Source organism: Azospira sp. I09 (assembly GCF_009177135.1).
GTDB lineage: Bacteria > Pseudomonadota > Gammaproteobacteria > Burkholderiales > Rhodocyclaceae > Azospira > Azospira oryzae.
Genome location: NZ_AP021845.1, coordinates 116,815 through 142,351, shown reverse-complemented (window position 1 = coordinate 142,351; position 25,537 = coordinate 116,815). Strand labels below are relative to the sequence as shown.

The following is a 25,537-nucleotide window of genomic DNA, read 5'->3' as shown; positions in this document are numbered from 1 at the left end:
TGAATGGGGAGGGGGGAATTATGCCCGCCGCCTGCGCCGTGGCATAGACCATTTCAGATGCCGCCGAAGAATAGCTCCTCGATCTGATCCTCAATAGTCTTGGCAGGGCGAAAGGCAGCGGTCGAACGGGCCAGCTTTGCTGCTCGCGCGTTGGCCCAGGTCATTGCGGCAGACAAAGGGAGGGGGGTGAGCATGCAGGGACCTGAGCGGGGAAGGCAACCGTCGATGCGATGTTGGCTTTTGACGCAGTAGCCACCCGCGACCGGCTCAACTCGGAAATCAAATTCCTGGGCCACGCCGCGGGTGCTGCGAAGGAGGAAGCGCTGAGATTCCACGCTTCGCTCCTATCAGGCTGCAAGCAGATCCGGTTGCTGGGCGTCCGGAGCCTCCGGGACCGCTGATGCTTCCCCGGCAGCGGGAACGCCTTCCTCCCCGCTGGACTGTTCCGCCGGCGCACCTTCGCCACCCTGGGCAGTCGATTGCTCGGGCTCATCGCCACCAGGCTGCTGGGTGGCCAGCGAGTTCAGGCGCTGGGTCAGGCTGTCCATTCCGCGCAGACCGGTGCGCTGCCCTTGCTGTTCAACTGCGGCAATCAGGTCCTCGTCGGACAGCCATTCATCGGGGTCCTCGAGGTCGTCGGCGAAGTCGCTGTTGGCCAAGCCGGCGCGCAACGCTTCCTCCAGCCCTTCGATGGACAGTCCAGCCTGTTCCATGGCCTCCTGGTACTCCCGTGCTTCCTTGACGGCATCCAGGATCTTCATGCCCGGGCGGGTCACCAGATCCGCGAAATAGATCGGCTCGCGGAAAGACTGGGTGGTCGTCTTGGTCTCGAGGATCAAAAGCATGGGCATGTTGGCGATGCGGCCGCCGGTGAGGCCCGAGAGCTGATTGAGGCGGGACCCGAGTCGGTCGAGGGAGTTGAACGACGTCGTGCGCAGGATAAAAGCCCCCAGCTCGTCCTCCTGCCCTTCGACGCGGAAGTAGGCCCGGCTGAAGTTCTTGCACCGCTGGCGTTGGCCATATTCGCACGCCTCCGGCCGCGGGCAAACCATTTCCTTGACCCCATCTTCGGTGATGCGGCGCGCACGGTCGCCGTTGCCGACGCAAAGCGCACGCCCCTTTTGGGGGTCGAACGCGCTGAAGCTGTTGTGCAGGTTCAGATTGACGTCGTTGTAGGCGATCCGCACGGGGATAGCGCGCAGCTTCTCTTCGCCCTTGGTCAGGGTTTTTTGAAGGGGGTGCTCTTCCCAGACACGGGTTCTCTTGTCCTGGAAGAGCGTGGTCAAAGTGAAATGATCGTCCTTCACAGGCAGGGCCTTGTCGTTCTTGACGACGGTATGACCGGCGGTGATGCGACCAATGACCGGGGTAGTCAGGGTGATGCCCCGGTTGACGGCGAGGCGGGTGGCCTTGGAGGTGGTCTTTTCGGCAATGGCTTCCATGTCGATACTCCTCAGAAAATGGCGGCCAGCGCGGCACGGCTGGCGGGGGAAAGGGATTCGGCACTGATCAGCTTGCGCACCGGCGCCTGGGCGGTCGATTGGGCGGGGGCAGGTTTGGCCGGCGACGTCGCAGTCGCGGTAAAACGCCGATCGCTGACCACATCGTAGGAGTCGGCCTGCTTGATCTTCCCGTCGCGGAGACTGTCTGCCATGACTTCGGCCTGGCCGGCGGAAATCGGGTTTTTGGTCTGCTCCTTGCCGTTCTGCAGCTTGCCGGCGGGGCCATACTCCGTATAAACCCGGCACGTGCCGTCCGGCTCCTGGGCAATGGTGATTCGATAGTCCTTGTCCTTGCCGGGACTGGAGTGATGCATGTCGATTCGGCGGATGACGGTTCCGGAAATCGTCGGACGGGGCATGGTGTTTCTCCTTTGTGGTACGGGATCAGTTTGCCAACCTGACCCCTGCCTTTCTGGAAAAAGTAGTTATCGGGACGCTGGCAAGGCAGAGTTCGAGCAAGCGGGAAGAAGCGGCTCATCCAGTCCGTAATAGACGCGCACCGCCACGGCGACATCAGGGGGGAAGAAGCTCGCGTAGAGCACCAGGTTGCGCTTGGCCGCCCGGATGCCGTCTTCAATGGACGTCAAACGGTCGTGGTTCGCGGCGAATAGCTTTTCCCCTAGCTGTCGCAGCAGCTCAGGCCCGGCCGGCGAGTTGTTTCTGGCGGCGGCGATCAGTGGGTCGTAGGCTTCATTAAGCACGGGCATCTCCTCGTCCGTCAGGCGGCGGCAAATAGCTCGTGCTGATACACGTTTGGATGGGCATGGGCTGCGTCCACCAGGGCAGCCAGGCGTTCCGGGGCCTGCGCGGGCAACACATTGGGGACGGTGGGCGCCGTTGCATGGACGATGGTTTCCATGCCCTTGTCGGGGAAGAGAGAGTCACCCCGGAGAACCAGGACCTCGCCCAGCTTGAGGTTGAAGATGTTGCAGTTGGCCACCAGCTGCAGGGCCATGATCCGGGCGCAATAGGCATCGATGTCGCACCCGGTTACCGCCAGGCGAATCAAGGCGTCTTCGCCCCAGTTGAAAAGGACGTGGTGCGCGAAGGCGAGAAGCATTACCCCACTTCCACACGCTGGATCGCAGACTTTGATCAGTTGCCCGTTGTCCTCCGGCTTTTCGCCGGCGGTCATCTGGGCCATCATCGAGGCCACGCCCCAGGGGGTGAAATACTGTCCGAGCTGCTGGCGGCCGCCGCGCGACGCCATCTCCATGTAGAGAGGACCGATGATGTCCTCGAACGGCTCGCGAGATCCAACGATATCGGCGTAGGCCTCGATCGCTTCGGTGACTTTGGGCCGCGTTTCTTCGGGAATGGTTTGCCACTCGGGTAAGCCCCAGAGTGACATCACGCCGCTGATGAAGAAGCCGAGCATTTCATGGGGCCGATGACGGTATCCGTCGTCGAGTGCCCCGAGGAGAGGGTTGAGGTGTTTGGTATCCATGCAGCCAAGGCTACTGAACAGCATGGGGCGTTTCTGAATTTATTGGGCCGGCTCCGATGGCCGAAGCTGTTGGCGGCAGAGTGTCCGCAAAAGACAGTGATGCGCGGAATCGCGGCCTGATATTGCCTGCTCAAATGAAAACGGCTGGCTTTTATCGCTCCAGCTGGCAGTTCTTGGGGAGGAGGATGTGGACTATGGACAAGTGCGGGCAGAGTTCGGCACCGAAACGACGGACATCTAGGTTGTCGATGCCGTTACGCCAACCAGGCCGCGCCGGGGGGCGTGAGTGGCTTATGCAATGATTGGTCAGAAAACCGCGCCGAGACAAGCTTTGCGGCCTTTCACACATGCCGTTGGGGTGAATGCTGTATGGATATTGACCCGGATTTAAGCATGACCGACTTTCCCTAGATTTTTCGGCCATTCCCACGAAGTCAACGGGGGGGGTTATCCACAGCTTCTGTGGATAACTTTCCTTGTCCTGGTTGGGCAAAACCCGTCATGCAGCCTTGGGCAGCAAATCGGGGGCGACCGGGGCGGGCCGAATCGAATCCCAAGCCGCTTTGCTGACCGGAATGGACGAGGAGCGTCCAGTGGCAAGGTTGAAGAAAATGCCCGAGTAGTTGATCTGACCGTGGCGCAGCGCCTCGGCAAGCCACCCGTAAATCCACGTTGCGGCCATCGCGTTGGTGGCCAGCCCTTGCTTGAGGATGCTTTCCCGAGCGGAACAGGACGGGGAATTGTCATCCGGGCCGGTCACGATTTCGGGGTAAAGCTCCGACACCAGCGGCAAGCGCATCGGGTTGTCGGCAACGGCCTTCCCGTATTGGCCGACGATCACCTGTCCCGAGACGGCATCGTTTCCGGCGTCAATCCAGTACCCGGTGTGATACGACTCCAGCGCAAAGGCTTCGATCTCTCGACGCGCCGCCTTGGAATCGACGCAGCCGATGATGAAGTCCACCGACTTATGCTCAAGCGCATCGCGGGTAAACAGTCGAGGTTCGTCCCGCCATGCGAGGCCGTGGCCGATATTCAGCCGATTGACCATGATGCTGGCCTTGTTGCGGCCCACGTCGCACGGGAGGAAGTTTTGGCGCAGGCAGTTGTGTTCGGACACCGTATCGGCGTCCCACACATGCACATTCAGGCCGTGCGGGTGGCCGAGAGCCACCATGCACTTGCTTAGTTGGGCAAGGCGCGGAAGCAACTGCGACCCGGTGCCACCGCAGCCGATGACATGAACCTCAACGGCACGGTGCAGGAGCTTTTCAGAGAGGATATGGACGTTCTCAGTCGTCATGGTTGTCGTTCCCCAATTCGGTTTCGTTCGGTATGTGGTCATCAGCATACAGAAGGCCCCGTACCCATTCAGTTAATTCAAGCGAAAGCCCGAATCCAACGAAGCGCATGACAACACTAACCTCCGGCTTGTCGAGATTGCCGACGACGAAGGCCAGCTTCGCATCATCGGTCATATCGTCGGCGTCGTCCTCGTCCGAAAAGAACGCGCCTTGCGGCAGGTTGCCGTGGGAGTGGCAATCCACGACAGGCAAGCAGCGCGGTGTCGCATCCGGGCGGTGGTAGCGGATATGCCCGGCCCCACGACTGATGACTTCCGGCTCCACGTAGCCAACCGCCATCTGGACAGGATCGAAGGTGAGCCATGCCGCATGCTCCATCGGGGCGACTTCTCTGGCTCGCCGGATGAAGTGCTCCAGTCCAGCGACCAGAGCGCGACGGTGCAGGTTGATCGAAAAGCGCTTGGGGGGCTGTCCGTAAGGCAACGGGATGGGCGAATCCATGACCTTGAGGATCGCGTGAATCCAGGGACGGCGGACCTCTACATGGAGTCCGTCGCCGCAGATCAGGAAGCGGTGGCTATTCTCTTCCAGCAGCGCGAGAGGTTCGTAGCGCGGACACATGACGCAGGGGCAGGCTGCTTGAAGGGTGGCATCGAGCATGTTCATGGTCAGTCCTCCGCCAAGCCGTCGAGGCGATCCACCAGCTGACCGAGCGTCAGTCCCTTGATGGGACGCAGGACGCGCTGCGGGAATTTCTTGAACTTGCCGTCCAGAAGGTCGATGCAGAATTGATGAACACCGCCTTTGTAGTTCACCGGCTTCGGGTGATTCGGGTGGCTGAAATTGCTGTCCCAAAAGGACTTCTCCCAGGCCGCGACAGATTCGGCCACGGTGCTGTCCGGTAGGGGCATGGACCCGGTGCAGACCTTGCCGTCCTCCCACACGTTCATTGTGGGAAGGTGGCAAAGCTGCGTATCCGCATCGGGGCGACCATCGCCTTTGACCGCATAGGCCCACATGGACTGCCCCTTGGCGACGAACACAATGCCGGGAGTGAGTCCCGTACCAGCACGTTTGCCAACGCTGACGCTACCCTCGGCACCGGGGCGGCAATCGAAGAAGTAGGTACGCTGGCCGGGGCGCTGCCACCAGACCACATGCTCAAGGCCAACGTTCAGGATGTTGTCCGTGAGAACACCGGAACGCACACGCGAGGCTTCCAGCAGGGACGCGCAGACTGACTTGAGGCTGGAGCGGTCAGCGGGGCGACCTGCACGAATCACCGGAGGACCATTGTTCTCACCAGCATCAACCGGGTGGATCGTGGCATAGCTGGTGCCGGAATGGCCGTTGCTGTTCTCGTACAGCAGGATCGCCGTTTTCAGCTTCACGCTCATGGCGGCGCAATCGTGGACTTCAAAGCTCATTGTTCAGATTCCTTGCTTCATGGAGGGCCGTATCCAAGGCCCGGAGGACAAGGCCAGTATGACGAATGCGAGGCAGTGATTCTGAAATACCTGCTTCCGTGGGGGCGAACATCACGCACCCGCTCCAAGGCGGTTCCTCGCCGCCCTCGGCAAAGTATCGGTAGTTGTCATCAAACACGCGGTCGAAATCTGTCTCGCCGGTCCAGCCGCAAACGATGGGCGGTTCGTTGGGGATGCTGCACTCGTCGTTCTGGTACGGCGTGGCGAAAAGATCGTTGTCAGAGTCGATGCGATCCAGATGCAGCAAGGCTGCGAGGAGCTTTCCAACTGTATGGTCAGCCAGCAGCTCAGTAGCGGCGGCAAACTCCTCGTCGGTGGCATAAGGAAGCTCGTCCGAGATATTGACGTAGGCCCATTCGGGGATGCCATCGAACAGGTCGGCTCGGCGGGGAATATCGGCGTCGTCGGCTTCATCGCCGTACTCTTCCAGCACGACAGATTCGTCGTCCTCGCCATACCAGTAGAGGTTTTGCGCCATTTCAAATGCACCGCCGACGGTATGCGGGGTGCCGAAGTGGCAAAGCGACCCTTCGAGGATGCCGAGGGCTTTCCGGCCAAGGCCCGGTTGCAACGCTTCGATAGCCGAAAACGCTTTGCCGATGGTGATCCATTCGGGACGCCCTGCATTGATCGCCACACAGACCAGCGGCTCACCGTTCTCCGTCGAGAACTCTTCCTCGGAGTCACGGTGGGGCAGAATCAGCCGCGCATAGGCCGAGATCAGCTTGAAGCTGTAATCGCCTCCAACCTCACGCTGCCAGCCTTTCTCGATCAGGGTGCGGATCGCGCTTGCGCTCATGCTGGTCCGGCGCAGACCAGCCAGGTCGTCGTCCGAAATCATGCCAAGACGACTCATTGCCAAGACGAGGCGAAGGTGCCGCTCACCCGCCGGGGTGAACTCGATGACGGCGGGGACTTCGGGAGCGAATACAGGCAGGGTCAGAAGCACGGCGGCACCATGTCAGGGGAGGGGATGGCGATAGGCTTGTTCGAGCGGCTGCTGGCCGCGAGGCGGGAAACGGCCTGTCCGACCAGCTTCTCGGTCTTGCCGTAGCGGACGCCACCGATGCCTGTCTTGCGGCTTTTCCGCTTCTGGCTGTCCGGTGCCTCGACCATGTTGCTGGAAAGCCCTGTGAGGGCTTTCTGCACCATTTCCTCGAATGTCTCGCGGTTCATGCGTCGTTACCTATCGAATGAAGGATGACTTACCCTTTGGTCCCCACGCCTCTACGAAATTCGTAGGTCTGCGTGTCACCCTCGAAGTTGCCGCCCTCGACGGCAGCGTTCGTCAGATCGGCATGGATGGCCGAGTAGAACTGCTTGACAGCCTCCGGGGCCATCTGCGGATCGGGGTCGGGCAGGGTGCGCCCGTTGTAGATGAAAATTCGACGAACGGCGACGGGGGTGAGGCTCATGGAAATCTCCTGTGTCGGTAGGTGTCGGTACTGGTCTGATGGTCAGAACAGTTCGGCGGTAACGGGATCGTCGGTGACGACGGCGGCGGTAGTCGGAGCCGGGGCCGGGGCCGGCTCGGCTACTTGTTGCACCGGAGCGGGGGCGGATTCGGGAGCCACAGCCGGTGCGGTGACAGCAGCAGTCGATGCGGCGGCGTCGGCACCTTGCAGGGTAGGCGTCGCCGGGGCTTCGGCAGAAGTGGTAGCAGCCGGTTGGGCTGCGCCTTCGCCCTGCGGGGTATCGCCATCGCCGGTTTCGTCTTCGTCATCTTCGCCGGTGCCGCAACCGTCGAGCAGGGAAGGGGTAACGGCTTGGGCCGGGGTGGCCTTGGCACCTGGCTTGGTCGTCGTGCTGGTCTTGCCCGTGGTTGTCGCGGGCTTCTTGTTGCGATCCGCAGCCTTCTTCTTGGCCTCGTCGGCAGCGGCCTTTGTTTGGGCCTCGGCAGCAGCCAGCGCGTCACGCAGCGAGGTCGTGACAGCAGCGCGGGAGGTCAGCCATTGCGCCAGAACACCGGGCAATTCGGCGTCGAGTTCTTCCGGGGTGCCTTCGCAGCGGAAGGGGGTAATGAAAGCGTTGTCCTCCTTGTCGTTCAGCTTGACCGGCTCGACATAGACGCCAACCTTGCCGTCCTTGGCGGGCGAGAGAAGGATGTGGATGCTGCGTTCGGCAAGCAGCGGTTGCAGGGCTTTGAACATTCGGAATCTCCTTGATTGGTGCGGGTTACAAGGGCATTTTGCCCATCTGCATCATGTGTTTCTGGATTACTTCTATGCTGCGTAGAAGTGCGTTAGGCGCGGAGCGGCATGACCACGGTGAGCGGGTAGTCCTTGTCCTTCGGGCGCATCGTGATGGCCGTCGCGGCGGGGGAGTAGCCGATGACGGCTTCTTCGCTGGTCGAGCGGATCGTCGCTACTGCGTCGGACAGGTAGTTGATGTTGAAAGCCAACTCATACGGGGTGTCCGACGAGGACGCGGAGTCCAGTTCGCACAGACCGGCCTCGCCTCGGCGCAGGGTCGTGGTCGCCTTCGTGAAGCTGATCTCGACCTTGTGCTTCATCACATCCTGCTTGGCCTTGTCGTCCGGTGCTGCCGCCAACATCGTCAGGGATGCGGCGAGGCGGTCGGCGGAGACGGTGACCCGTTCCGTACTGGCAGGGATCACGTTTTTCCACGCCGGGAACTGACCGTCCACCGAGTTCCCGAAGAGGACCGTTCCATCCTCGAAGGTGAATTGGACGTTCTTCGTGCCGAGCGTCAGCGTGACATTGCCGCCTTGACCGAGCAGCTTCTTCGCCAGCAGAACCGTCTTGCGAGGAACGATCACGTTGCGGGGAACCAGCGTATCGGACCCGGCGATGGGTTCATGGCTGACAGTCATGCGGTGGCCGTCGGTCGAGACGATGAACAGGCCAACATTGTCCAGCGTGAAGAGAGCGCCGTTGAGGAACACGCGCACATCAGCGTCCGCAATCGACGGGGTAACGTCCGCGATCATGTCGGCCAGTCGACGGGCGCTCATGGTGATCGAAATCCGCTCCTCCTTCGCGGGCGACATTCGCGGGTAGTCGCTGGCGGCGAGGGTGGGCAGACGGAAGCGGGAACGCCCCGACTTCACCAGCAGGGTGCCTTTGTCGGCCTCGATGCTGATCTCGATGGGCTGCTTTTCCGGCAAGGCGCGAACAAGCTCGTTGATCCGGCGCACGTCGACGGCAATTTCGCCGCCCTGCTTGACTTCGACCGGAGTCAGCGCCTTCGCCAGCATCCCAGTGTCCGAGCAGATCATGCTCAGTTTCCCTGCGTCGGTGGTTTTCAAAAGCACCGTGCCGAGCATGGGGACGGTGCCGCGAGTGTCAGCGGCTCCGGCAACGAGAGCGAGGGGAGAGGCGAGGCTTTCCTTGGTGGTGGTGATTTGCATGTCGGGTATCTCCTGAGTTGATGGGTGGAGCGGCTTTCTGCCGCATCGCCATGTAGTCAAGATACCGACCGAGGGGGGGCGTTTCTGGATTAAATTCGCACGAAACTAGAATACGCAGCCAGTCGAAAACTGAGCGTTTACGCCGTCCGGGAAGGACAGCAGAAGCTATCAGGAGGTCTTAGGACAGGTGGCGTTGTCCAGCCCCATTCCCGTCCCTCCAGGACACGAAGGCGGCCCGATTTTCATTGCTGACGCGGAGTGACGCCGGCAGGAAATACGAGCGTAGGGTGCGGCCCTCGGCCTCCCCGTTGTCTTGGCAATACCGGGCCACTACATCCATGCAGCAATGCTGCCAAGCATCGTATTGGAGCATTTCTTGGTCCCACCAGGCGCATCTGCATTCGGATGAAATAACCCCCTCCGCGAGGCGGTTCCATAGCCGAACATACTTGGCCCCCGCATCGGCCCCGCTCGAAGGAGCAACGAGCTGGACGCCCTGCCGCGCAGCCCATGACTCAATGTCTGGATGGGTGGCGAGCAGGGTCTTCGCTACCTTCAGGTGCTTCGGTCGAGCACCTAGCCGGGAACCAGCGGAGGTTTCACGGTCCAGGAACGACGTGATGGGTTCTTTGCGGATTGCGATGCTTGCCGCCATCATCCCGGTGGCCAGGTCGACCATCAGTCGAATGATTGGCTGTCCCTTCTGCGGCCGTTGCGCACCGGCAATACAAACCGCCGTCTTCAGGTCGTCGGCCTCCCATGGCGACCGCTCGGCAGCGCGCTCAAGGATGGACATTACCTGCTTGTACTCGGTCAGCTGGCGCAGCGCCTCCACATCCACCTGCAGCGAGCGGAGAAGGGCATCAGGCTCTTGCCCGTATTCCTCACGAAACTCATCGTAACGCTCAAGGCGGAAGCTGCGGTCCATCATGCCGTCCTTGCGCAGAACGACAGCCGTCAGGCCGAATTCCATCAACAGGAAAACGTCGCCGGGGTTCTCCGGCTTTGGCTTCGCCATGCGATTGGGTGACTTGGGCTTTTCCTTTGGTTGATCGGTTTCCGTTCCAGACCGGCAGACGATACGCAGCAAATCGGATTCCTGGTCGGACAAGTCATCGCGAAAAACCGCCATCCCAAAATGATTCTCTGTCGTGCAGACCGCAAACACCTCCTGTGCGATCTCCCCGTAGCCATCCGGAAGGGACAGCGCCAGGGATATAGGCCACTGGACGTGTTGCTCACGATATAGCTCGATTTCGTCGGCCGCCATACTGAGGGACCAAGCCACATGAACGCACGCGGATTCAGCCAGTCTCTTGAAGACTCGGCATAAGTGATCTGGCGCTCTGGGGTCATCCATCATCGCGGACTCAAGCAGTTCAATTCGGATCTCGGGAACCATATCACGCTGTTCGACTTCACCCCTCGGCTTTGGGAATAGCGCACCGATCCGGAAGCGCCAGATCCCGATTGGCGTGCTCGTCGAGGTGAAACCGGCGGTGGCGACGAAGGATAGTTCCTGTATCCAGTGCTCGTGCGGGATGCCGTTGAGAAGCACCTGTGCCTTATGGGTGCGCACATCCTTCGCGGCCCATTCCGAAATGGCTGTAACGAGCGGCGAAGGGTCGCCAGCTATGTTGGTTTGCTTCCCAAGAGCTTCGATACGGTGCTGCTGCGTCTTTGCGTTCTTCCTGAGTCGTTCGATATGCACGTTGTCTTGCGAAGACCAGAAATCAGTTCCCCGCCGATACCCTTTGCTCTCTTCGTACAGGCCAGCCTTTGCTGCCTTCAGCAGTTCATTCCAGCAGCGGGGAAGGTGGTCAAGAAGAGCCTCTTCTGCAGTGCGCCGATCACGAACTACGCGCCCGTTTTCCTCGATGCGGCGAATTAGATCCTCAACGTCCTGATCGAAGTAGTTTTGTTCGAGAACAACGGGGGTAGCAGTCATCTTTACTTCGTCCTCTATGGAAGGCATCAACGATAGTCGCCTCGATCAGACCTGCCAACTCTTTGGCTTGCTGGCGCGTGGGACGGCCAGGATTTCCCCGAAGAGAAACACGACGATCGTCAGTGCTCCGCCAAGGCCGGCCGAAAGAATTGATATCTCGTGAAGTGGCGGCTGCACCACAAGGATGGCGACCATAACGGTGGCCACAAGGGTAGCCATGGCTCTTTTCCAACCCCTTTTCAGGCGCACACCGGGCAAGTCCATGAGGGACGTGGATACTTCCTCGGCCGCCTTCACCTCCTTGGCCTGCAGGTCCTTTAGGGACACAGGGGCTTCCCCCAAGGGGCGGAAGTTCCGGCGGCTGCGCTCGTCGACCTCCTGCCGTACAGTAGCGTAAGGGGGATAGTCCTCCGGCCATCCCTTGGTGGTGCTGACGCCATAGGCAGTGAGGATCGGCAGCGACCATTCGGGGTAACGCAGGGGCTCGATGGAGTCCTGGTCGAGGACCGCCCACCATTCGTCGCCATGGGGGCCTGGCACCTGGATGAGTGCCAATCGATCCGGTGCCGGGTAGTCGTATGGCGTGGTGAGAGCAGGGTAGTGGGTCGCTCCCTCCGAGCGCAGAAATTCGATCCGGTTCTTGCCCTCGTGCGCCAGGAAGAGGCCGAGGGGCACAATCCAACAAACCACGGCGCGTTCGGTTCCGTCCGTACAAGACAGGAAGCGCTCCAGCAACGCAGCCCGCTTTTCCTGGGCGACGTGCTCAGGGTGCCAGCGCCAACTGTGCCCCATGGTCAGATCGAGCGGAACATTGCGCAGATCCGATGCCCCGAGTGGATCCCAGCGGCCGCAGAACGGAAAGGTCTCCTTGAAGAAGGATGTGCCGTCCTCACCGCCAAGCTGGCCGAATTTGGCGGCCAGCGCACGATCCTCCAGCCCGCCTTGAGCGAGCCGATCGACAATGGCCTTTGCCCTCACCAGAGCGGTGACGGCCTGGTGCAATTGGGGCGGCGGTTCATCCGCGAAGGGAAGCTCGAGGAGTCTCTGGTCAGTGCTCTGCATTCGCCATTGTTGCCTGGATAATGCCGGTCAGATCGGCACTTTCGCCGTCCTCGTAGGCTGGCCAGGGAATGATGGGGCGCTGTAGCTTGAAGGCGCCGAGGACGATTCCGGTCGTGGAGCAGCGATACCGAGCGACAGGCGTGTCCATGCGGACAGCCAAGGGGCCTGGGCAGGAAATCCCCGCCTGTTTCATCATTCGCTCGTCGAACAGGATTCCAACCTGGCTGTCTGGGGCATCGCCCCAGAATCGCCAGTTCTGGATCAGGACAACCCCGACATAGGCCGACACAATCAGGAAATGGGCAAGGAGCAGGCGCTTGACCGTGGAAACGACGGGGGTAGGGCTATGGGGCATAATTTCTGGAGCTAAACGACGGCTCCGACAGTTGGCAATAATCCGAGGGTCAGTCCTACACCGACAAACGTAGCGCACGAGAGCGCGGCGCGAAACTGGGAGTGTGCAGCCCATGCGCTGAAGGCCACCAGGCCGCCAGCTACTTGAAACAGAACTGCGTGGTCACGTGCAAGCAGTAGGAATCCCATAGCCTTTTCCTTGGCGCTGGTCTTAACGGCGAGCGTTCATGACGTAACTCGGTGGCGTATCTTCTGCCAAGCGACTGAGAATGGCGCGATCTTCAAACGGGCAGCCAAAGATGTCCGAAAGAGCAGACTGCAGCGCGCTCGGTAAAACGCCAACCTGATCATCCTCGGAGTCTGGTGCATCAGAAAGCATCCTCTCGATCAAATCGAGTCCCAGCACCATCTGGCACTGGCCAAACCACGCCATTGCATCCTCGAAGTCGGATGACTGTGCGAGGAACGCAATGACCGTCGGAGGTGGTGAAAACGAACGATCCTGAAGGCAATGCAGTGGTCTCCAAACTTGGCGGACATTGATGACGCCGTTAGCTTCCAACTGCGATGGGGACACCTGCAAGGCCGCCTGGCCGAAATCTCGGCATGTTGGATCGCCGTTCCTGTGCTGGGGCATTCGAATAATCGCTAACCGCGAGTGAATCGTCACCTGGTCGATGGTGTCGTTGGTCACACTCAAGACCGTTGGCGGCCCATAACCGAATACTTCCGAAAGCCGGAGTGCCAACGCCTTGAAGTCGACTTTGTCATGGTTGACCCGAGGTGGCTCGCGCCGACCGGCCTCAACCTCGCTAAAGTCAGGGAAAACCCACAAGCCACAAACCATCCGATAACCATGCTTCACCATAACCACCTTGCCCTGTATGCGTTGTGCTATTTGTCGAGATACTTTTTCGCAGAGTCCTTCGATACGCCAAGTCTTGCTGCTAATTCGGCATGCAAATCATCTCGGGAAGGCTTCTTGCGACTCTGGTCGATGAATGCCGTCTGGACGAGTTCCAGGCAATGCTTCAACGGCCGGATTAGTTGGAAGGGAGGCACATTGTGGCGAAGCGCGAAATCCATTGCATGGATGATTGAGGTGGCAGCCACCCCATACGGAGTGATGCCATTCTGCAATCCTTCTTCGCACCCGTTCTCGATTTTCTGCTGAAGGGCCGCGAAAACCGATTCAGGCAGGCTTGCGTCCAGGACTTCGTTATCGGCCGCATACGCAAGTGCGCTGTGCGCTACCATCTCATTGAGAAGCTGGGCGCTGATGAAAGTGGCCATGAACATCCCGCGGGGTGACAGTGACCTGGCATCAATATCGGCGTCTGTAGGTCGCGTGGAATCTTCTTTGATTCGATCCCGTTCGGCCTTGGTCGCCTTGCCAGGGCACGCCTTTGCGATTTGCAAGTAGGCGAGCCTGGCCAGCGTATTGGCTGACTCAAGCGATCCATCAAGTAGATCGCCAAGTCGCTCCGCGAAAACATCGTCCAGCGGTGTACCAAAAGTTCCCATGTTTTACACTCTCTTGGCGATCAGAACGCGTCGAGCGCGGCGGTCAGCATCGGACCTCACGCTCATACCGCTTCCAGTCTTCATATTGTTGCGACGCAGTACCGGTAATCCACCGGAAAATTCGATAACCCGAATTTACTGACGTAGCTCGCTATCACGAAGCATCAAGGACTTGCATCCCGTCCAGATAGACCAACAGCCCATTGACCCGCTCAGTACCGCCGTGGCCATTCGGCCGAGCCCGGGCACGCCAAGCGTCGCGCATGGACATGATGGTGTCGAAGCCGCAGTCGCGGGCGAATTGACGCTCATCCCTTCCTGGGCGGACATTCTCTTGCTCGTCGTCCTCGGGAAATGGGGCCCACACCCGTAGCGAGAAGTGGTTCAAGGGCTCGCCTGTCGAGTAGCTGAAGTTGCAATCGAAGTGATAGCCACAGCCGTAGGCAGGGTCGAGCCAGAGGTCGATTCGGTTCCAGTCGGCCGCCTTGGCGGTGGCGAGCAACTGCCGATCGCGGCGGCGGATGAGCCGCACTTCGGTACCGGGCACGATGGCGGCGGGGTCGTAGAGGCGCTTGTACAGGTCACGCGGGGAATTCATGTGGTCTACGCAGAGCTGCCAGTTGAAGCTGCCGACTGACATGCCCCGAGGATCTTCCAGAATCACCTGGCGCAGGGCGCCAGCCCGCAGGTTGCGCTCTTCCTCGTCGCCCAGGGCGATGGTGACTGGGGTATCCGTCGCCTCTACCAGCTTTCGGCCCTTATCGGTCAGGCGCAGCGTGAAGCCGCGAAGGCCGAAACGAGGGCTGTGTGCAGCTTCCAGTGAGCCGTACCCAAGATCATCGATCCAGGGGTGATGGAGAAAAAATGCTCCCTGGTAAATGCCGGGAGCTTCCGCGTCAGTTTGTCCACAAACCGTTCCGTTAGGGATCGTCAGGGACCGCAGGATGATGGCCCGGGCGCGCATGTCAGGCGCCTTCACCTGGCGTTTGGTCGGGATACCCAACTTCTGAGCCAGCTCGATGCCAGAGGGCGTCGCCACGAACTCGCTGCGCTCCACCAAGCGGGGGGCGATCAGGTTCTGGCTGGCCAGGCTGTCGATTGTCGCCGGTGCGACGCTCGGCAGATGTTTGCGGGTGCCCCAGGGATTGCCAAATTTCGTCCGCTTGACCACAGCATCGCAGATGGCGAACTGCAGGGCCTGTTTCTGGAGCGGCGAATATCGGGAAGAGATGGCGGTATTCATTGTCATCCTTTTTAATGATGTCCTATGCACACAGCTTATCTGGCCGGCGCCGCGGATTCTTGAAAATCCCGATGCCCCTTTGGGGGAAGCTATTTCCAGTGCCAAACAGGACGATAGCCAGCCTGTTCAACAACCATTGTGGCTCCAAGGCGGGTGAAGAAAGCCGGGTATCCGGCTGCCTCGTAATCAGTGTGATCTTCCGCGAAGATGATGGTCGTGACTTGGTAATTCGCCACCAGGCCGAGACGCAAAGCGTGGGCTATGACGTACCCCAATCCTTTCCCTTCCAGTCCCTTGGCGACAGCAATGTGCCCAATACGGGCCGTTCGAGTGTCTTTGGTGACCGAGAATCGCTCGACGTAGCCGATGGGCCGGTCACCAACATAGATGCCTATGTCGTCGGTGTGATAAACCCGGCCATTGGTGAGCTGCTGGCACCAGAGATACGGACCCCTGGCATCACGAAACCAGCGCAGCGGATTTGCTTTGAACAAGGCGATCGCTTCGTCTTCGGACAGCGTTCCGCGCAGCGGGCCGATGCTGGCCTTGAATTCTTCCGTCGCGCAACCAATCGCGCCGACGATGGCTTCCAGTTTCTTCAACATGATCTAGCGATCCCTCCCGGACAGACTAAAGCCAGCTGACACCAGCATGCCCGTTGGCCGGGGTAGGCGCCTGCCGCCGGCGTCCTCAAGCATTCTCAACACCAGCAGATTGATGCCGTCGATGCGGCGCTCGCGTGTCATTTGACCACCAAAGGACAGGGCGTACCAAGCAACCGCTGCTGACCGGGACCGGCCCATCTCGCAATGCACCAACAACCGGGTAATGTCAGGAGTGCCTTGAACGCTGTCCAGGAAGGACACCACCGCCTCCGCATCGAGGCGGGAGAACACCTGTCCAACAGATCCGCTGCCCAGGCTTGATTCGTCGAGATCGTCGAATTTCAGGCGAAGGGTGGGTCCGAACCCGGCAGGAATGCGAGCATCGGAACTACCCGGATCGGTGATTGAGACTACCGCGGTTCGCGGATCTCCCGTCATGGCTTCAAAACGGGAGGAAGAGAGATAGTCGATATCGTTGATCACGCCGGTCCTTTCAGCGCGCTGAACAGATTCCAATGGCAGCGCAGATCCTGCGCGCCAAAGACAGCTTTTTCGTCGGGATCAGCGCAAGTGCATCATCAAAGACTGCTGGATTGACCAGCAGCCGATACAGCGCCTCGTTGTAGCGGTCGTATTCAGACGGGAAGTGGGTCGAGAATCGTTCGGCTGCATACTTGGCCACGGCGCCGGAGCGGCTGACCCCCGCGCCGCAGTGAATGATCAGTGTTTCGATGTTGGGTGGGAGTTGGTCCAGGAAGGCCCGGATGGCCAATGCATGTTCCTTGGTTGGGAAGCCTCGAGAAGATAGCGCCCACATGCGCCCATAGGACGCGATAGTCCTTTCGTCATAGGAAGCATCGGCAACGCTAACCCGCAGTAGCTGCTCCCAACCTTCCAGAAGTGCAGCCTCCTCTCCGGGGTTCATGATGGAGATGATCGCGGCACCTGGCAGCGGCTTCAGGCGAACTGCTGATGCCTCGCTGATGAAAGTAACCGAGCGGACCGTCATACCCGATGCCCGGGGGCGGTCTGAATGAACACCTGCTGGTGCAGAGCCACATCCCCTTCGGCTGCCACGCCGAGTTGGCGCCGCAAAAATCGGGTTGTGGCAGCGTCGAACACGTTGGTAAAACCGGGGAGGTGCCCACGAACGGCCGCTTGAATTAGCAGGGAGACGAACCAAAGCTGGAAGAGAATCCACATGTATTGGTTGGCCGCTGCACGGATCGAATCAGGGCCTTGCTGGAGGGTCGCAATGATCGTTCCGTAGGCTTCCGGCTCGAAACAAGCGAGTGCAAATAGGGTCCAGAAAGCCAGGATCGGGATACCGAGGAAAAATGTATCCAGCGCCTTGATGGCTACCCAGCCAATATTCATCACCTGGGCGAAATAGAGCCGCGGGTCGCGCAACACCTGACGCTTTATCTTCGAGTAGTCCGTGTCGCTTAACGTGCCGACATGGACATCGTTGACGAAAGCATCATAGGTAGCCGAGGAAGGCTCCTGCAGTTCCTTGTCTAATTTCTTCCACGCGAGGTACGGCCATGCGATGCTGGCCACAAGAGAGTCCTTGGCGTCGTCAAGGCTGAGCAATTCTCCTTGGGGGCCATATTTTGTTTTTCCGAAGTACAGGTACGACAGCAGCATCAATGTCAGGAATGGTGAGAACGAGCCCGTCAGTAGGTAAGACACACTCCCTGCCAGCACGCCACCAGTGACCAGATCCAGAACCCTCAGCCAGAGGGCATTGCGAGGTTTATTTTTCATGTGCTCTCCTGATGTGATTTGGCCATGACCCAACAACGGATCATGGCCAAGGACTATGCGTCGAGAGGGATTACTTCTTGCCCTTGCCGGCGACCGTTTGGCTGCCGCCGAACTTCGGTACGTCGTAGACGTTGCTCAGGGCCTTAATCTCGTTCCAGGCCGGCTGGTAATTGCCCTCCTGCAGTTCCTGGAGCTTTTCCGCCAGGCATTGGCGGAGCTTGGATACATCCTGCGCTTTCTCGCCCTTGAAGGGGCGGGTGAAGAGCACGTTCGGCACGGCCAGGGCGTTGTTGTTGTACACGCCCAATCCCTTGTAGTTGATCGAGCGAACGACGTACTGCGGGTTGTTGGCCGGCACGTCGAAGGGGACCAAGGTCAAACCGGAATCCTGCTTCAGCGGGGCGATCGAACCGCTGGGCCAACCGCTCACCGACATGGCAGCAGCCACTTCACCCTTGCGCACCATGTCAAAGGCTTTGCTGTCAGTGTCGACATCGACCATGTTCATCCCGTAGCCCATGGAACGGTCGATTTGGCGACCGAGCAGCTGTGCAGAGCCGACCAGTGCCACACGCTGCCCCTTGAGGTCGGAGAAGCGCTGAATGAGCACGGTCTTATCGTCGCCCTTCAGGAAGCCGAACTTCTTCTCACCGGCCACGCGGAAGCCACTGGCGGCGGTGACGACGTGCAGGTAGTTGAAGTTGAGACCAACAACACCCTGGAGGCCAGCAACGTTTTCATCGCCACTCTTCATCGTGGCCCAGGTATCGACCTGAGCGATGCCGACGTCGGCATCCTTAGTGGAGAGGGCGTTGAGGTTGTCCAGGCCGCCGGTCGTGGTCACTTCGCAGACAGGAACCGCATTGCCGCAGGCCTTCTTGATGTCGGCGAAGACCTTGCTGTAGCCCTTGCCGGCGGGGCCTGTCGCGATCTTCAGGCCGTCGCATTCGGGGGCGGGAGCGCCGTCGACCTTGGCGGCATTGGCGGTAATGGAGGCGGCCAGCAAGGCCACCGCAATGAATAGATTTTTGCGCATGAGAGATTTCCTTGTCAGAAGTTGAATTTCTTGTTGGTAGCCGAGACGTCGTTCTGCGTCGGCTGGGTTTGTTCAGGCGAAGAAGGGGCGTTCAGGAGAGCGAACACCACTACCAGGACCACCGCGGCGGAGCCGCCCCACTTGAGAATCTTCCAGAACATGTTCTTACCTCGCGACGGTCTGCAGTTCGGGGATGTGGATACCGGACAGGTCCAGGGTCATTCCACTGCCGAAGGTGAGTTGCTGCTGGTTGGAGAGTTTGCTGGCCTCCAATTCCAACTCGGCGAACACCTGGTTGAAGTTGTCGCGAACAGAAGCGAAGGCCTCGTCGGCGAGCATCTGGTTGAGCAGGTCTTCACCAGATGCCGCGTTCAGTTGGGCGATCGCAGCCTGACCTGCCTGGCCGAACGACCACTCGAAACGCTTGTCGTCGATTACTTCCTTGAGCTGGCCCAAGGCTTCCTCAGCGCGCCGGTATTTGGCTTCCAGCACTTGATGGGCTTGTCGCATGGATGCCAGAGCAGCCTCCTGTTTCGAGGCGTCATAGCCGGGCTTGGTCCGCTTGCGGTCTTCCAGCATGTCGGTGAGGCCTTTGATCTGGGTGCCGATCTGGACCACGGCCTGCTTGAAGAGGGCAACGCGCTTGGCCTTTTCCATCAGGAAGTTCTGTAGCTGCTCGATGGGGTTCCGGCGTGCTTCAGCCTTGCGGGCTGCCAGCAACTTGTTCTCCCATTTCTGGCCGAGCAGTGGCAGGGCCTGCATGATGCCGACGCCCAGGGCGCCGAGGACGATCAGGACGATCAGCCCGACGCCGGCGCTGGCTGCCGCCCAGATGAGCGGCGCCGCCAGGGCGAGGATGCCCAGCACCCCGGCACCGGCTGCGATGCGCAGCCCAACGATCTTCGTCTTCCCGGGGTCGGGCGATAGCGAAGGAAGTGACATAAATTCTCCTTGTCAGATTGAAGTAAAAGATTCCCTAGAAGGGGCGAAGCCTTACGCCTCTTGCATCTCGTAGCCTACGCATCAGGCCACAGGGAATTTGGTTTTTTTGGTTCCCCGTTATTGGGACAGGGCAGCCTCTCGATGCTCGACCACCCGCTTGAGCAGGCGGTCCACCCAGGACATCCGGGATTCGCGCCGTTGCCGAAGCTCTTCGCGCACGTCATGGAAGCGACGCCGCCAGTCTTCAACCCAGACGCCCTGCCATTCGGGCGTTTCGGAAAGGAACTCGATCAGCAGTTCGGCTTTGAGCAGGATTCGTTCGTTGAGAGTCTGGGAATACTGCGTGTAGCACTCCCGCAGGTACTGCTCGGATACATGGAACAGCCGTCCGATCGATTCGTTGGGGAAGAGTGTGTCGACGCAAAACGCACTGCAGGGGATGTCGTGTAGCAGTTCCTCGCGCGCTTCCGGTGGGATAGGAGTGCCCAATTCGGCTTCGAGGGCGTCGAGAAGCCATGCAGCACCCTTGGCAAGTGCCTCGACGCTGGTCTCCCTGCTGCGCACGAAACCGTACCCAGCAGGGCGCAACAGGCGAAGCAGGGTTATTACGAAAGAGGAAAAGCGGCCCTTGAACCACCTGTCGAGGTAGCGATAGGCGCCGGATGTGATGATCGACTGGACCATTTGATCTGCAACCTCTTCTGTATTGCTGGTCAGCTTGGCGACGACATACTGCTCGAATGTCGGCGCGGTGGTAGCGGTAACCGTATTGTTCAGCAGTTCGCAGAAGTGGTCGTAGTCGCGCCGCAGAGCGGCTTCCTGTTCTTGCGATATCGAAAGAGCGATCTCAGCCATTTTCAGGACCTTCCCGTCAGGTGGATCGATGTGCTGCAGTTGGCCAGCACAGCCTCAGCCTGTGCGGTTGTCGTGCCGATCAGGGCCGACAGATGGCGGTATTCGGCGGGCAGGAGGCCTGCGTCGGTAACAAGCCCTCGACCAATCAATCCGACCAGGTGCGCCGAGATTGCGGGGCCGACCCCCTCCCCGGGAGCCTCCGCCTTGGCAGCATCAATCGATGCTTGGTCGAAGGGGTTAATCAGCAGGTCCTTACCGGACTTTGTGTGGAAGGTGAGCAGGACTTCCTCAACCACGATGTCGCTCAAGGTCTTGAAGGCCGCGTTGATGCTGTCGCGAAGCGTATTCGCAACCTTCTTGGCCAGCTGCGCACCATCGGTGGCTTCCTTCCACAGCTGCTGGTTGTGCAGTACCGACATACCAGCGCGCGGAGGGGCGGACAGGAATGTTTCGCTGGATTGCCCCACGTCGACCACAACGAGCTTCGCTCCAGGAGCGTCCGCGAGGGCGTTGGCCAGGAAAGACATGCCCGAACCAGGTTGGGCAACTACGGGCTTGTTGAAATCAGACATGGATGGACTCCAAAGGGGGGAGAGAAGGGGATGTGCCGTCGAACCAATCGCGGCACCATCCGATGCTGGTGATACTTAGTTGGCCCAGAATGTGGATCACGAAGGCGTTGTAGAACTGCTCAACGGTATAGGTGGTGTCGAGGGTCCGCGGCCCGGCGAGGTCGATGGCGTGATAACCCTTGATTGGGGCGAGCAGCAATTCCTCGGACGCCATGCCGCCACGTCCAACCACGAACCGCGGCTCGCACAGAACTTCCGAGTAGGCGGCGACCAGGTGATGGATCACGTCCGCGAGGCGCATTTCGGGGTGGTAAAGGTCGCCCAGGGCTTGCGCGACATCGCGCCAGGTCGATCCGGAACGCTCGCTCTTGGCAAATCGCAACAGCGTGAGGAGCCGCGGATTCATGATGGATTCGCTCATTGCTTCATCATCCGAGAGAGAACGATGTGGTCGGTATCAGATTTGACCAGGATGGCCGGAGAAACCTGCCCGGCCAGGCGTTCGCGGAGTTTGCCGCACCGGCCGCTTTCGGGCGTTGCGAGGAACACCACAGAATGGTCGATCTTGGAACCCTTGATGAACTCTTGGGCGGCCGGCCGGATCTTGCAATCACCATCGAGCAGTTCGCTTTCGGGAACATCAATGGCAAACGGGCCCGTCCTTGCCTTTGGGTCAACCGCGGCTGCGGCCGGCGCCGGAGCTGAAACTGAACCTTGGGATGGTGCCGCGTTTCCCTGGGCAGGCTTTGGCGTAGAGGAAGCGGCATGGCTTCCACTCGGCGCCATCATGTAACCCAGGACGAAGGGGGTCCAGAAGGAGCCAGAGGAGGATCCTTGTCTGGCTGGGGTCGAAGTCGGTGCCGCACTGGCGACCGAGGCTGGCGCGCGGGAAGTAGCGGCGGGTGCCGAGTTCGTTGAAGCGCGCGAAGCGGAGCTTGGCTTGGCGGCAGCACCAGCGTATGACGCCCTGGCCGGGCTGTAGCTGACAGGCCGGCTGACGCTCACCGAGCGCCCCGCACTCACGCTACCAGCAAACGAAGGAGCGGAAAGCACCAGGGAGAACGCTACGCCTGCAACAAGAGGAAGAACGGCGGTAGCTTTCATGTCAATCACCCCCGCCGCCACCGCAATCGCCACCCGAACCGCTGTCGATCGAACTGCTGACTGGCGAGCTGTCAGCCGGGACATAGAACGTCGAAGAGCAGTCGGACGAGTGGCGAGAGGGGCGATCGTCATCCAGGATGGCCGAAGCAACCATCCCAGCCGCTGCGCCCACCAACAGCCCGTCGACCATGGACGGCCCACTGCTCTCGACGGGGGCTGGGGATGCTGCCGGCTCTCGAGTGAACGACTGCACCGGACGTTGCCAGGCAGGAACCCATTCGGGCTTTTCGATCTTCTCGAATTCGAGCGGCTTGCTGCGCACGTCTTCCAGGGCGGGCACCGACTGGGCCTCCTCCTTACGGTTGAGGCCAAGCATCTCTTCCAGGCGACGGGCCCGTCGCACCAACATCATGCCGAAGCCAAAGAGAGCGCCGCCAATAATACCGGCGACAATGGCCAGGGCCCCACTGCTGCCATAAATTTTCTGGCGCGTCGCCATCCTGCTATAGACGTCATCCGCGAATGCAACCGTCCCCTTGATCTTCGGGGCACCAAATGCCTCCGTTTCGAGGACATTCATGCGTTCCCAGTTGGGTGCCCATTTTTCCAGCTTGCCGGTGGCGAGGGTGTCCAGTTCTTCCTTGAGGGTGTCACCATCCTTGGTCAGGTAGGCGATCTGCGCCTTGACGTAGGCGGCCTGCTCCAATGGCATCAACTCTCCCGCCGCGGCCGTCAGTTCCTTGTAGCGTTTTTCCTCGACCAACTGATGGAGGAAGCTATTGCCATTCGCCTGCTGTCCAGCGGGCGAACCACCGCCGGGGGCGACGATATCGAGCACCGTCGGCAAAAACAGGATGGGGAAAGCCATCATGAGGCCTGTCAGCGCGGTAGAGATTCTTCCGCTGGCGACGCCGACAATCCCACTGATCAGGATTGCCCCAACAGCAAGCGCCTTCGGCAACGCTCCTGTCAGAATGCCTCGTAGCGAATCAAATACCGTGTTGAAGGGGCTGGTCATGCCGCCCGGCCCGGACGTGATACTGGCAACCGACTCACTCAAAGCCGGAAGATCGATGGTCGTGAAAGCCGACATCGGCTCGATGTTCATGTAAAGTAGGAGGGCGCCCACAGCCATCACAGCCGCAGCGCCAGCAACGCCAAGCACCCGAAGACCACGGTCTCGGATGCGCATGCCGCGAGACTTTAGTTCTTCGATTGCGCCGGAAGTGTCTTCCGACTGGGTGATGGCAGTGGAAAATGCGTCACTCATGGATATTTCTCCTTTATCGCGAACCGCTTACAGCGTTTTCGCGTGACGGATCATTGCATGCGACGCCCGATATGCCGACAGCGAAATGCAGCCGTTTCGGGGGGGTTAGGCGTAGGAATGGACCCTGACGGTCATTTCTGACCATCAGTCCGTCGACTTGGGGGCGTCTTGAGAGGGTTTAGGCGGCCGTTTTATCCGGCAGACGGCGAGCCAATCGATCCTCGAGCTCGGATCGCATGGTCAGCAGCTTCGCCTCGGCCTCGTGCCGGCTGCGGACGCCTTCCTGCTGAATGCGGATGACGTCTTCCACCGTTGAGATCAGCGTGGCCTGAACCTTCTCCAGGGTACTGACATCGATGACAAGGCGCTGGTTGGCCTTGGCCGTCTCGACCGAGTTCTTGTGCAGCAGTTCGGCGTTGCGACGCAGGAATTCGTTGGTCGCGTTGTCAATCGAGTCCGCCAGCTGGACCGCATTCTGCTGCTCGTTGAGCGATAGGGCCAGCATGAACTGGCGCTTCCATGCCGGCACGGTCAGTTCTCGGATCGTGTGGAACTTGTCGACCAGCATGTGATTGTTGGCCTGGATCATCCGAATCATCGGCAGGGACTGCAGTGCCGAATGCTGAAGCGCTTGCAGGTCGCCGACGCGCTTGTCGAGGTTCGAGACCAACGTTTCCAGATCGTTAAGCTCCTGCACCTCGGCCGGTGACAGGTCGCGAAGTCGCATGGCGTCCGCTTCATCCCGCAGGGAGTTGAGTTTCATGCGGCCGGCAGCGATATGCAGGCCCAAGAGACGATATTCCTCCTTCACAGCATCGAACATCTCGTCGAGGCTTTGCACGCGGGTGGAGAGGCCAGTTTGAGTCTTGGAGACCTCTGTGAGCAGGCTGTCGACCTGTTCCTTGGTGGTGTTGAACTGCTGGACGAACTTGTCCTTGGTGAGCTTCATGCGATCGATGAAGCGCCCGATGACGGGGATCTTTGAGCGGCTGTCCGACAGCGCGCTGAGATTGAGCGATTTGGCAGCCAGCACCACCTGGTTCAACTTGGTGCCCGTCTCGTCGAGATCGGAACTGCGAACCTGCTCAAGCAGCGTGTCCGCATAGCGCGACGTGTGATCGGCGACATCGCGGCCGAACTCGGCGACGCTGATCGGATTGCGGGAATCGATCTTGGCGGCGAGGCCGGTGATGGCCGGCAAGTCGCTCTGGGAAAGGCCAACGGCCTTCAGCGTTTCGGCATCGAGCACAGCGGGGAGCGTTTGGTCAGCGGTTTCGACCAGATTGCCGACCTTCGGGTCAGCAGCAGATTGGGTGGTAACGGTGTTCATCGGGCAGATCCTTTCAATGCAGAGAGACTGGTCATCAGCGATTCGTGGGCCTTTGCCGCCACGGTGATCGCTTCAGGACTATTCTTGATGGAAGACACCAGCGCCATTGTGTGTTGACGCCACACAGGGACTAAGACGCTGCTGATCTCATGGAAACGCTCAACCATGTCGATGGCCTGGGCCCGGGTCAGCTTCATCTGGGTCAGGCTCATCTCGTTGGAGCTGAAGAGGGCGGCCATGCTGGCGAGCCTGCGGGCAAAACGCTCCCGCGGATTGTCGAAGGCGATCTCACCCGCCGGCGGAAGCCCCGCATCCGGGTTGCGCTCGAGATAGAGCTTGCCTGCGACCATCTTCAGCTCGAGTTGGCGGGACTCCTTGGCGTGTGCCGCCATCATCTCCTCCAACTTGCCCACTAGGGACACAACATGTTCGGACAAACGATCGGCCTCTTCGATGAGGGTGTCGACCGCCTTCCGAGACACCTGATACCGCACCTTGCCCTCCAGGGCCGATCCGGTAACCCGGGCAAGCCAGCCCGGCTTTTCCGCAACGATGCGCGGATCAGCCTCGCTGAGCTTCGCGACAATTTCCGCGATCTTTCCCGCCAGGAGGCTGGTCGGGGCCTGCTCCATGGCGGACGACAAAGCCTCAATCCCCGCGCTGGCCGATGAGACATTGCAGAAATTGGTGATGGCGACCGTAGAGGCCAGATTAATCTCTTCCTGCATCGCCTCGATCGCTGCGCGGTCTTCATCGGAATACTTGCTCAGGTCGATGTGCTCGGTCACTTGCTCGGTCATGGTCTATCTCGTGTT

33 protein-coding genes are annotated in these 25,537 nt (G+C 60.1%); all 33 read right to left on the bottom strand.

Annotated features, from left to right (window positions below; all coding sequences use genetic code 11):
• Nucleotides 1–53 precede the first annotated feature (53 nt).
• On the bottom strand, nucleotides 54–335 hold the full coding sequence (locus AZSP09_RS18435) for a hypothetical protein (RefSeq protein ID WP_152091078.1): 282 nt from the start codon (nucleotides 333–335) through the stop codon (nucleotides 54–56).
• A 12-nt stretch (nucleotides 336–347) separates the two neighbouring features.
• On the bottom strand, nucleotides 348–1,442 hold the full coding sequence (locus AZSP09_RS18430; RefSeq protein ID WP_152091077.1) for a recombination directionality factor: 1,095 nt from the start codon (nucleotides 1,440–1,442) through the stop codon (nucleotides 348–350).
• An 11-nt stretch (nucleotides 1,443–1,453) separates the two neighbouring features.
• The gene (locus tag AZSP09_RS18425; protein ID WP_152091076.1) at nucleotides 1,454–1,861 is read right to left on the bottom strand and encodes a hypothetical protein; all 408 of its coding nucleotides are present in this window, start codon (nucleotides 1,859–1,861) and stop codon (nucleotides 1,454–1,456) included.
• Between the two features lie 66 nt (nucleotides 1,862–1,927).
• Nucleotides 1,928–2,203 carry a hypothetical protein gene (locus tag AZSP09_RS18420; protein WP_152091075.1) on the bottom strand — a complete coding sequence of 92 codons (276 nt, stop codon included), beginning with the start codon at nucleotides 2,201–2,203 and terminating at the stop codon, nucleotides 1,928–1,930.
• 17 nt (nucleotides 2,204–2,220) lie between these two features.
• A complete protein-coding gene (locus AZSP09_RS18415; protein WP_152091074.1) occupies nucleotides 2,221–2,973 on the bottom strand; it encodes an N-6 DNA methylase in 753 nt (250 codons plus the stop codon).
• 475 nt (nucleotides 2,974–3,448) lie between these two features.
• Nucleotides 3,449–4,252 carry a PRTRC system ThiF family protein gene (locus tag AZSP09_RS18410; protein ID WP_172974833.1) on the bottom strand — a complete coding sequence of 268 codons (804 nt, stop codon included), beginning with the start codon at nucleotides 4,250–4,252 and terminating at the stop codon, nucleotides 3,449–3,451.
• Nucleotides 4,242–4,919, bottom strand: a complete 678-nt coding sequence (locus AZSP09_RS18405) for a PRTRC system protein A (protein WP_152091072.1) — start codon at nucleotides 4,917–4,919, stop codon at nucleotides 4,242–4,244. Before AZSP09_RS18405 ends, AZSP09_RS18410 begins: the two co-directional genes overlap by 11 nt.
• A 2-nt stretch (nucleotides 4,920–4,921) precedes the next feature.
• Complete coding sequence (locus AZSP09_RS18400; RefSeq protein ID WP_152091071.1) at nucleotides 4,922–5,680, bottom strand: PRTRC system protein B; 759 nt, start codon at nucleotides 5,678–5,680, stop codon at nucleotides 4,922–4,924.
• The gene (locus AZSP09_RS18395; RefSeq protein WP_152091070.1) at nucleotides 5,670–6,689 is read right to left on the bottom strand and encodes a hypothetical protein; all 1,020 of its coding nucleotides are present in this window, start codon (nucleotides 6,687–6,689) and stop codon (nucleotides 5,670–5,672) included. Before AZSP09_RS18395 ends, AZSP09_RS18400 begins: the two co-directional genes overlap by 11 nt.
• Nucleotides 6,680–6,916 carry a hypothetical protein gene (locus tag AZSP09_RS18390; protein ID WP_152091069.1) on the bottom strand — a complete coding sequence of 79 codons (237 nt, stop codon included), beginning with the start codon at nucleotides 6,914–6,916 and terminating at the stop codon, nucleotides 6,680–6,682. Before AZSP09_RS18390 ends, AZSP09_RS18395 begins: the two co-directional genes overlap by 10 nt.
• Nucleotides 6,917–6,945: 29 nt before the next feature.
• Nucleotides 6,946–7,155: a PRTRC system protein C gene (locus AZSP09_RS18385; protein WP_152091068.1), complete on the bottom strand. Its 210-nt coding sequence runs from the start codon at nucleotides 7,153–7,155 to the stop codon at nucleotides 6,946–6,948.
• 42 nt (nucleotides 7,156–7,197) lie between these two features.
• Nucleotides 7,198–7,890 carry a PRTRC system protein E gene (locus tag AZSP09_RS18380; RefSeq protein ID WP_152091067.1) on the bottom strand — a complete coding sequence of 231 codons (693 nt, stop codon included), beginning with the start codon at nucleotides 7,888–7,890 and terminating at the stop codon, nucleotides 7,198–7,200.
• Nucleotides 7,891–7,982: 92 nt separating this feature from the next.
• A complete protein-coding gene (dnaN, locus tag AZSP09_RS18375; RefSeq protein ID WP_152091066.1) occupies nucleotides 7,983–9,110 on the bottom strand; it encodes a DNA polymerase III subunit beta in 1,128 nt (375 codons plus the stop codon).
• Between the two features lie 178 nt (nucleotides 9,111–9,288).
• Nucleotides 9,289–11,058, bottom strand: coding sequence for a hypothetical protein (locus AZSP09_RS18370; protein WP_152091065.1), 1,770 nt, complete (start codon nucleotides 11,056–11,058; stop codon nucleotides 9,289–9,291).
• A gap of 45 nt (nucleotides 11,059–11,103) precedes the next feature.
• Nucleotides 11,104–12,120 (bottom strand): hypothetical protein, encoded by a 1,017-nt coding sequence (locus AZSP09_RS18365; RefSeq protein WP_152091064.1) that lies wholly within the window; start codon nucleotides 12,118–12,120, stop codon nucleotides 11,104–11,106.
• Nucleotides 12,107–12,475 (bottom strand): hypothetical protein, encoded by a 369-nt coding sequence (locus AZSP09_RS18360; RefSeq protein WP_152091063.1) that lies wholly within the window; start codon nucleotides 12,473–12,475, stop codon nucleotides 12,107–12,109. The genes AZSP09_RS18365 and AZSP09_RS18360 overlap by 14 nt, the downstream gene beginning before the upstream one ends.
• A gap of 210 nt (nucleotides 12,476–12,685) precedes the next feature.
• Nucleotides 12,686–13,342, bottom strand: a complete 657-nt coding sequence (locus AZSP09_RS18355; protein ID WP_152091062.1) for a hypothetical protein — start codon at nucleotides 13,340–13,342, stop codon at nucleotides 12,686–12,688.
• A 26-nt stretch (nucleotides 13,343–13,368) separates the two neighbouring features.
• Nucleotides 13,369–13,998 (bottom strand): hypothetical protein, encoded by a 630-nt coding sequence (locus AZSP09_RS18350; protein ID WP_152091061.1) that lies wholly within the window; start codon nucleotides 13,996–13,998, stop codon nucleotides 13,369–13,371.
• A gap of 154 nt (nucleotides 13,999–14,152) precedes the next feature.
• Complete coding sequence (locus AZSP09_RS18345) at nucleotides 14,153–15,241, bottom strand: hypothetical protein (protein ID WP_152091060.1); 1,089 nt, start codon at nucleotides 15,239–15,241, stop codon at nucleotides 14,153–14,155.
• A gap of 89 nt (nucleotides 15,242–15,330) precedes the next feature.
• On the bottom strand, nucleotides 15,331–15,846 hold the full coding sequence (locus tag AZSP09_RS18340; protein ID WP_152091059.1) for a hypothetical protein: 516 nt from the start codon (nucleotides 15,844–15,846) through the stop codon (nucleotides 15,331–15,333).
• A gap of 3 nt (nucleotides 15,847–15,849) precedes the next feature.
• The gene (locus tag AZSP09_RS18335) at nucleotides 15,850–16,329 is read right to left on the bottom strand and encodes a hypothetical protein (RefSeq protein WP_152091058.1); all 480 of its coding nucleotides are present in this window, start codon (nucleotides 16,327–16,329) and stop codon (nucleotides 15,850–15,852) included.
• 10 nt (nucleotides 16,330–16,339) lie between these two features.
• Nucleotides 16,340–16,855 (bottom strand): hypothetical protein, encoded by a 516-nt coding sequence (locus AZSP09_RS18330; protein WP_152091057.1) that lies wholly within the window; start codon nucleotides 16,853–16,855, stop codon nucleotides 16,340–16,342.
• Complete coding sequence (locus tag AZSP09_RS18325; protein WP_152091056.1) at nucleotides 16,852–17,613, bottom strand: hypothetical protein; 762 nt, start codon at nucleotides 17,611–17,613, stop codon at nucleotides 16,852–16,854. Before AZSP09_RS18325 ends, AZSP09_RS18330 begins: the two co-directional genes overlap by 4 nt.
• A 70-nt stretch (nucleotides 17,614–17,683) precedes the next feature.
• Entirely contained in the window at nucleotides 17,684–18,649 is a 966-nt protein-coding gene (locus AZSP09_RS18320) for a TAXI family TRAP transporter solute-binding subunit (RefSeq protein ID WP_152091055.1), read from the bottom strand.
• A gap of 14 nt (nucleotides 18,650–18,663) precedes the next feature.
• Nucleotides 18,664–18,810 carry a hypothetical protein gene (locus tag AZSP09_RS20030; RefSeq protein ID WP_172974832.1) on the bottom strand — a complete coding sequence of 49 codons (147 nt, stop codon included), beginning with the start codon at nucleotides 18,808–18,810 and terminating at the stop codon, nucleotides 18,664–18,666.
• Nucleotides 18,811–18,814: 4 nt separating this feature from the next.
• Nucleotides 18,815–19,591: a hypothetical protein gene (locus AZSP09_RS18315; protein WP_152091054.1), complete on the bottom strand. Its 777-nt coding sequence runs from the start codon at nucleotides 19,589–19,591 to the stop codon at nucleotides 18,815–18,817.
• 117 nt (nucleotides 19,592–19,708) lie between these two features.
• The gene (locus AZSP09_RS18310; protein WP_152091053.1) at nucleotides 19,709–20,446 is read right to left on the bottom strand and encodes a DUF4088 family protein; all 738 of its coding nucleotides are present in this window, start codon (nucleotides 20,444–20,446) and stop codon (nucleotides 19,709–19,711) included.
• Nucleotides 20,447–20,448: 2 nt separating this feature from the next.
• Nucleotides 20,449–21,018: a hypothetical protein gene (locus tag AZSP09_RS18305; protein ID WP_152091052.1), complete on the bottom strand. Its 570-nt coding sequence runs from the start codon at nucleotides 21,016–21,018 to the stop codon at nucleotides 20,449–20,451.
• Nucleotides 21,011–21,439, bottom strand: a complete 429-nt coding sequence (locus tag AZSP09_RS18300) for a hypothetical protein (protein ID WP_152091051.1) — start codon at nucleotides 21,437–21,439, stop codon at nucleotides 21,011–21,013. The genes AZSP09_RS18305 and AZSP09_RS18300 overlap by 8 nt, the downstream gene beginning before the upstream one ends.
• Nucleotides 21,436–21,807 (bottom strand): hypothetical protein, encoded by a 372-nt coding sequence (locus AZSP09_RS20025; RefSeq protein WP_172974831.1) that lies wholly within the window; start codon nucleotides 21,805–21,807, stop codon nucleotides 21,436–21,438. Before AZSP09_RS20025 ends, AZSP09_RS18300 begins: the two co-directional genes overlap by 4 nt.
• Nucleotides 21,808–22,123: 316 nt before the next feature.
• Nucleotides 22,124–23,392 (bottom strand): hypothetical protein, encoded by a 1,269-nt coding sequence (locus AZSP09_RS18290; protein WP_152091049.1) that lies wholly within the window; start codon nucleotides 23,390–23,392, stop codon nucleotides 22,124–22,126.
• A gap of 178 nt (nucleotides 23,393–23,570) precedes the next feature.
• Nucleotides 23,571–24,722, bottom strand: a complete 1,152-nt coding sequence (locus AZSP09_RS18285) for a toxic anion resistance protein (protein ID WP_152091048.1) — start codon at nucleotides 24,720–24,722, stop codon at nucleotides 23,571–23,573.
• Nucleotides 24,719–25,522 (bottom strand): toxic anion resistance protein, encoded by an 804-nt coding sequence (locus AZSP09_RS18280; RefSeq protein ID WP_152091047.1) that lies wholly within the window; start codon nucleotides 25,520–25,522, stop codon nucleotides 24,719–24,721. The genes AZSP09_RS18285 and AZSP09_RS18280 overlap by 4 nt, the downstream gene beginning before the upstream one ends.
• Nucleotides 25,523–25,537: the final 15 nt, after the last annotated feature.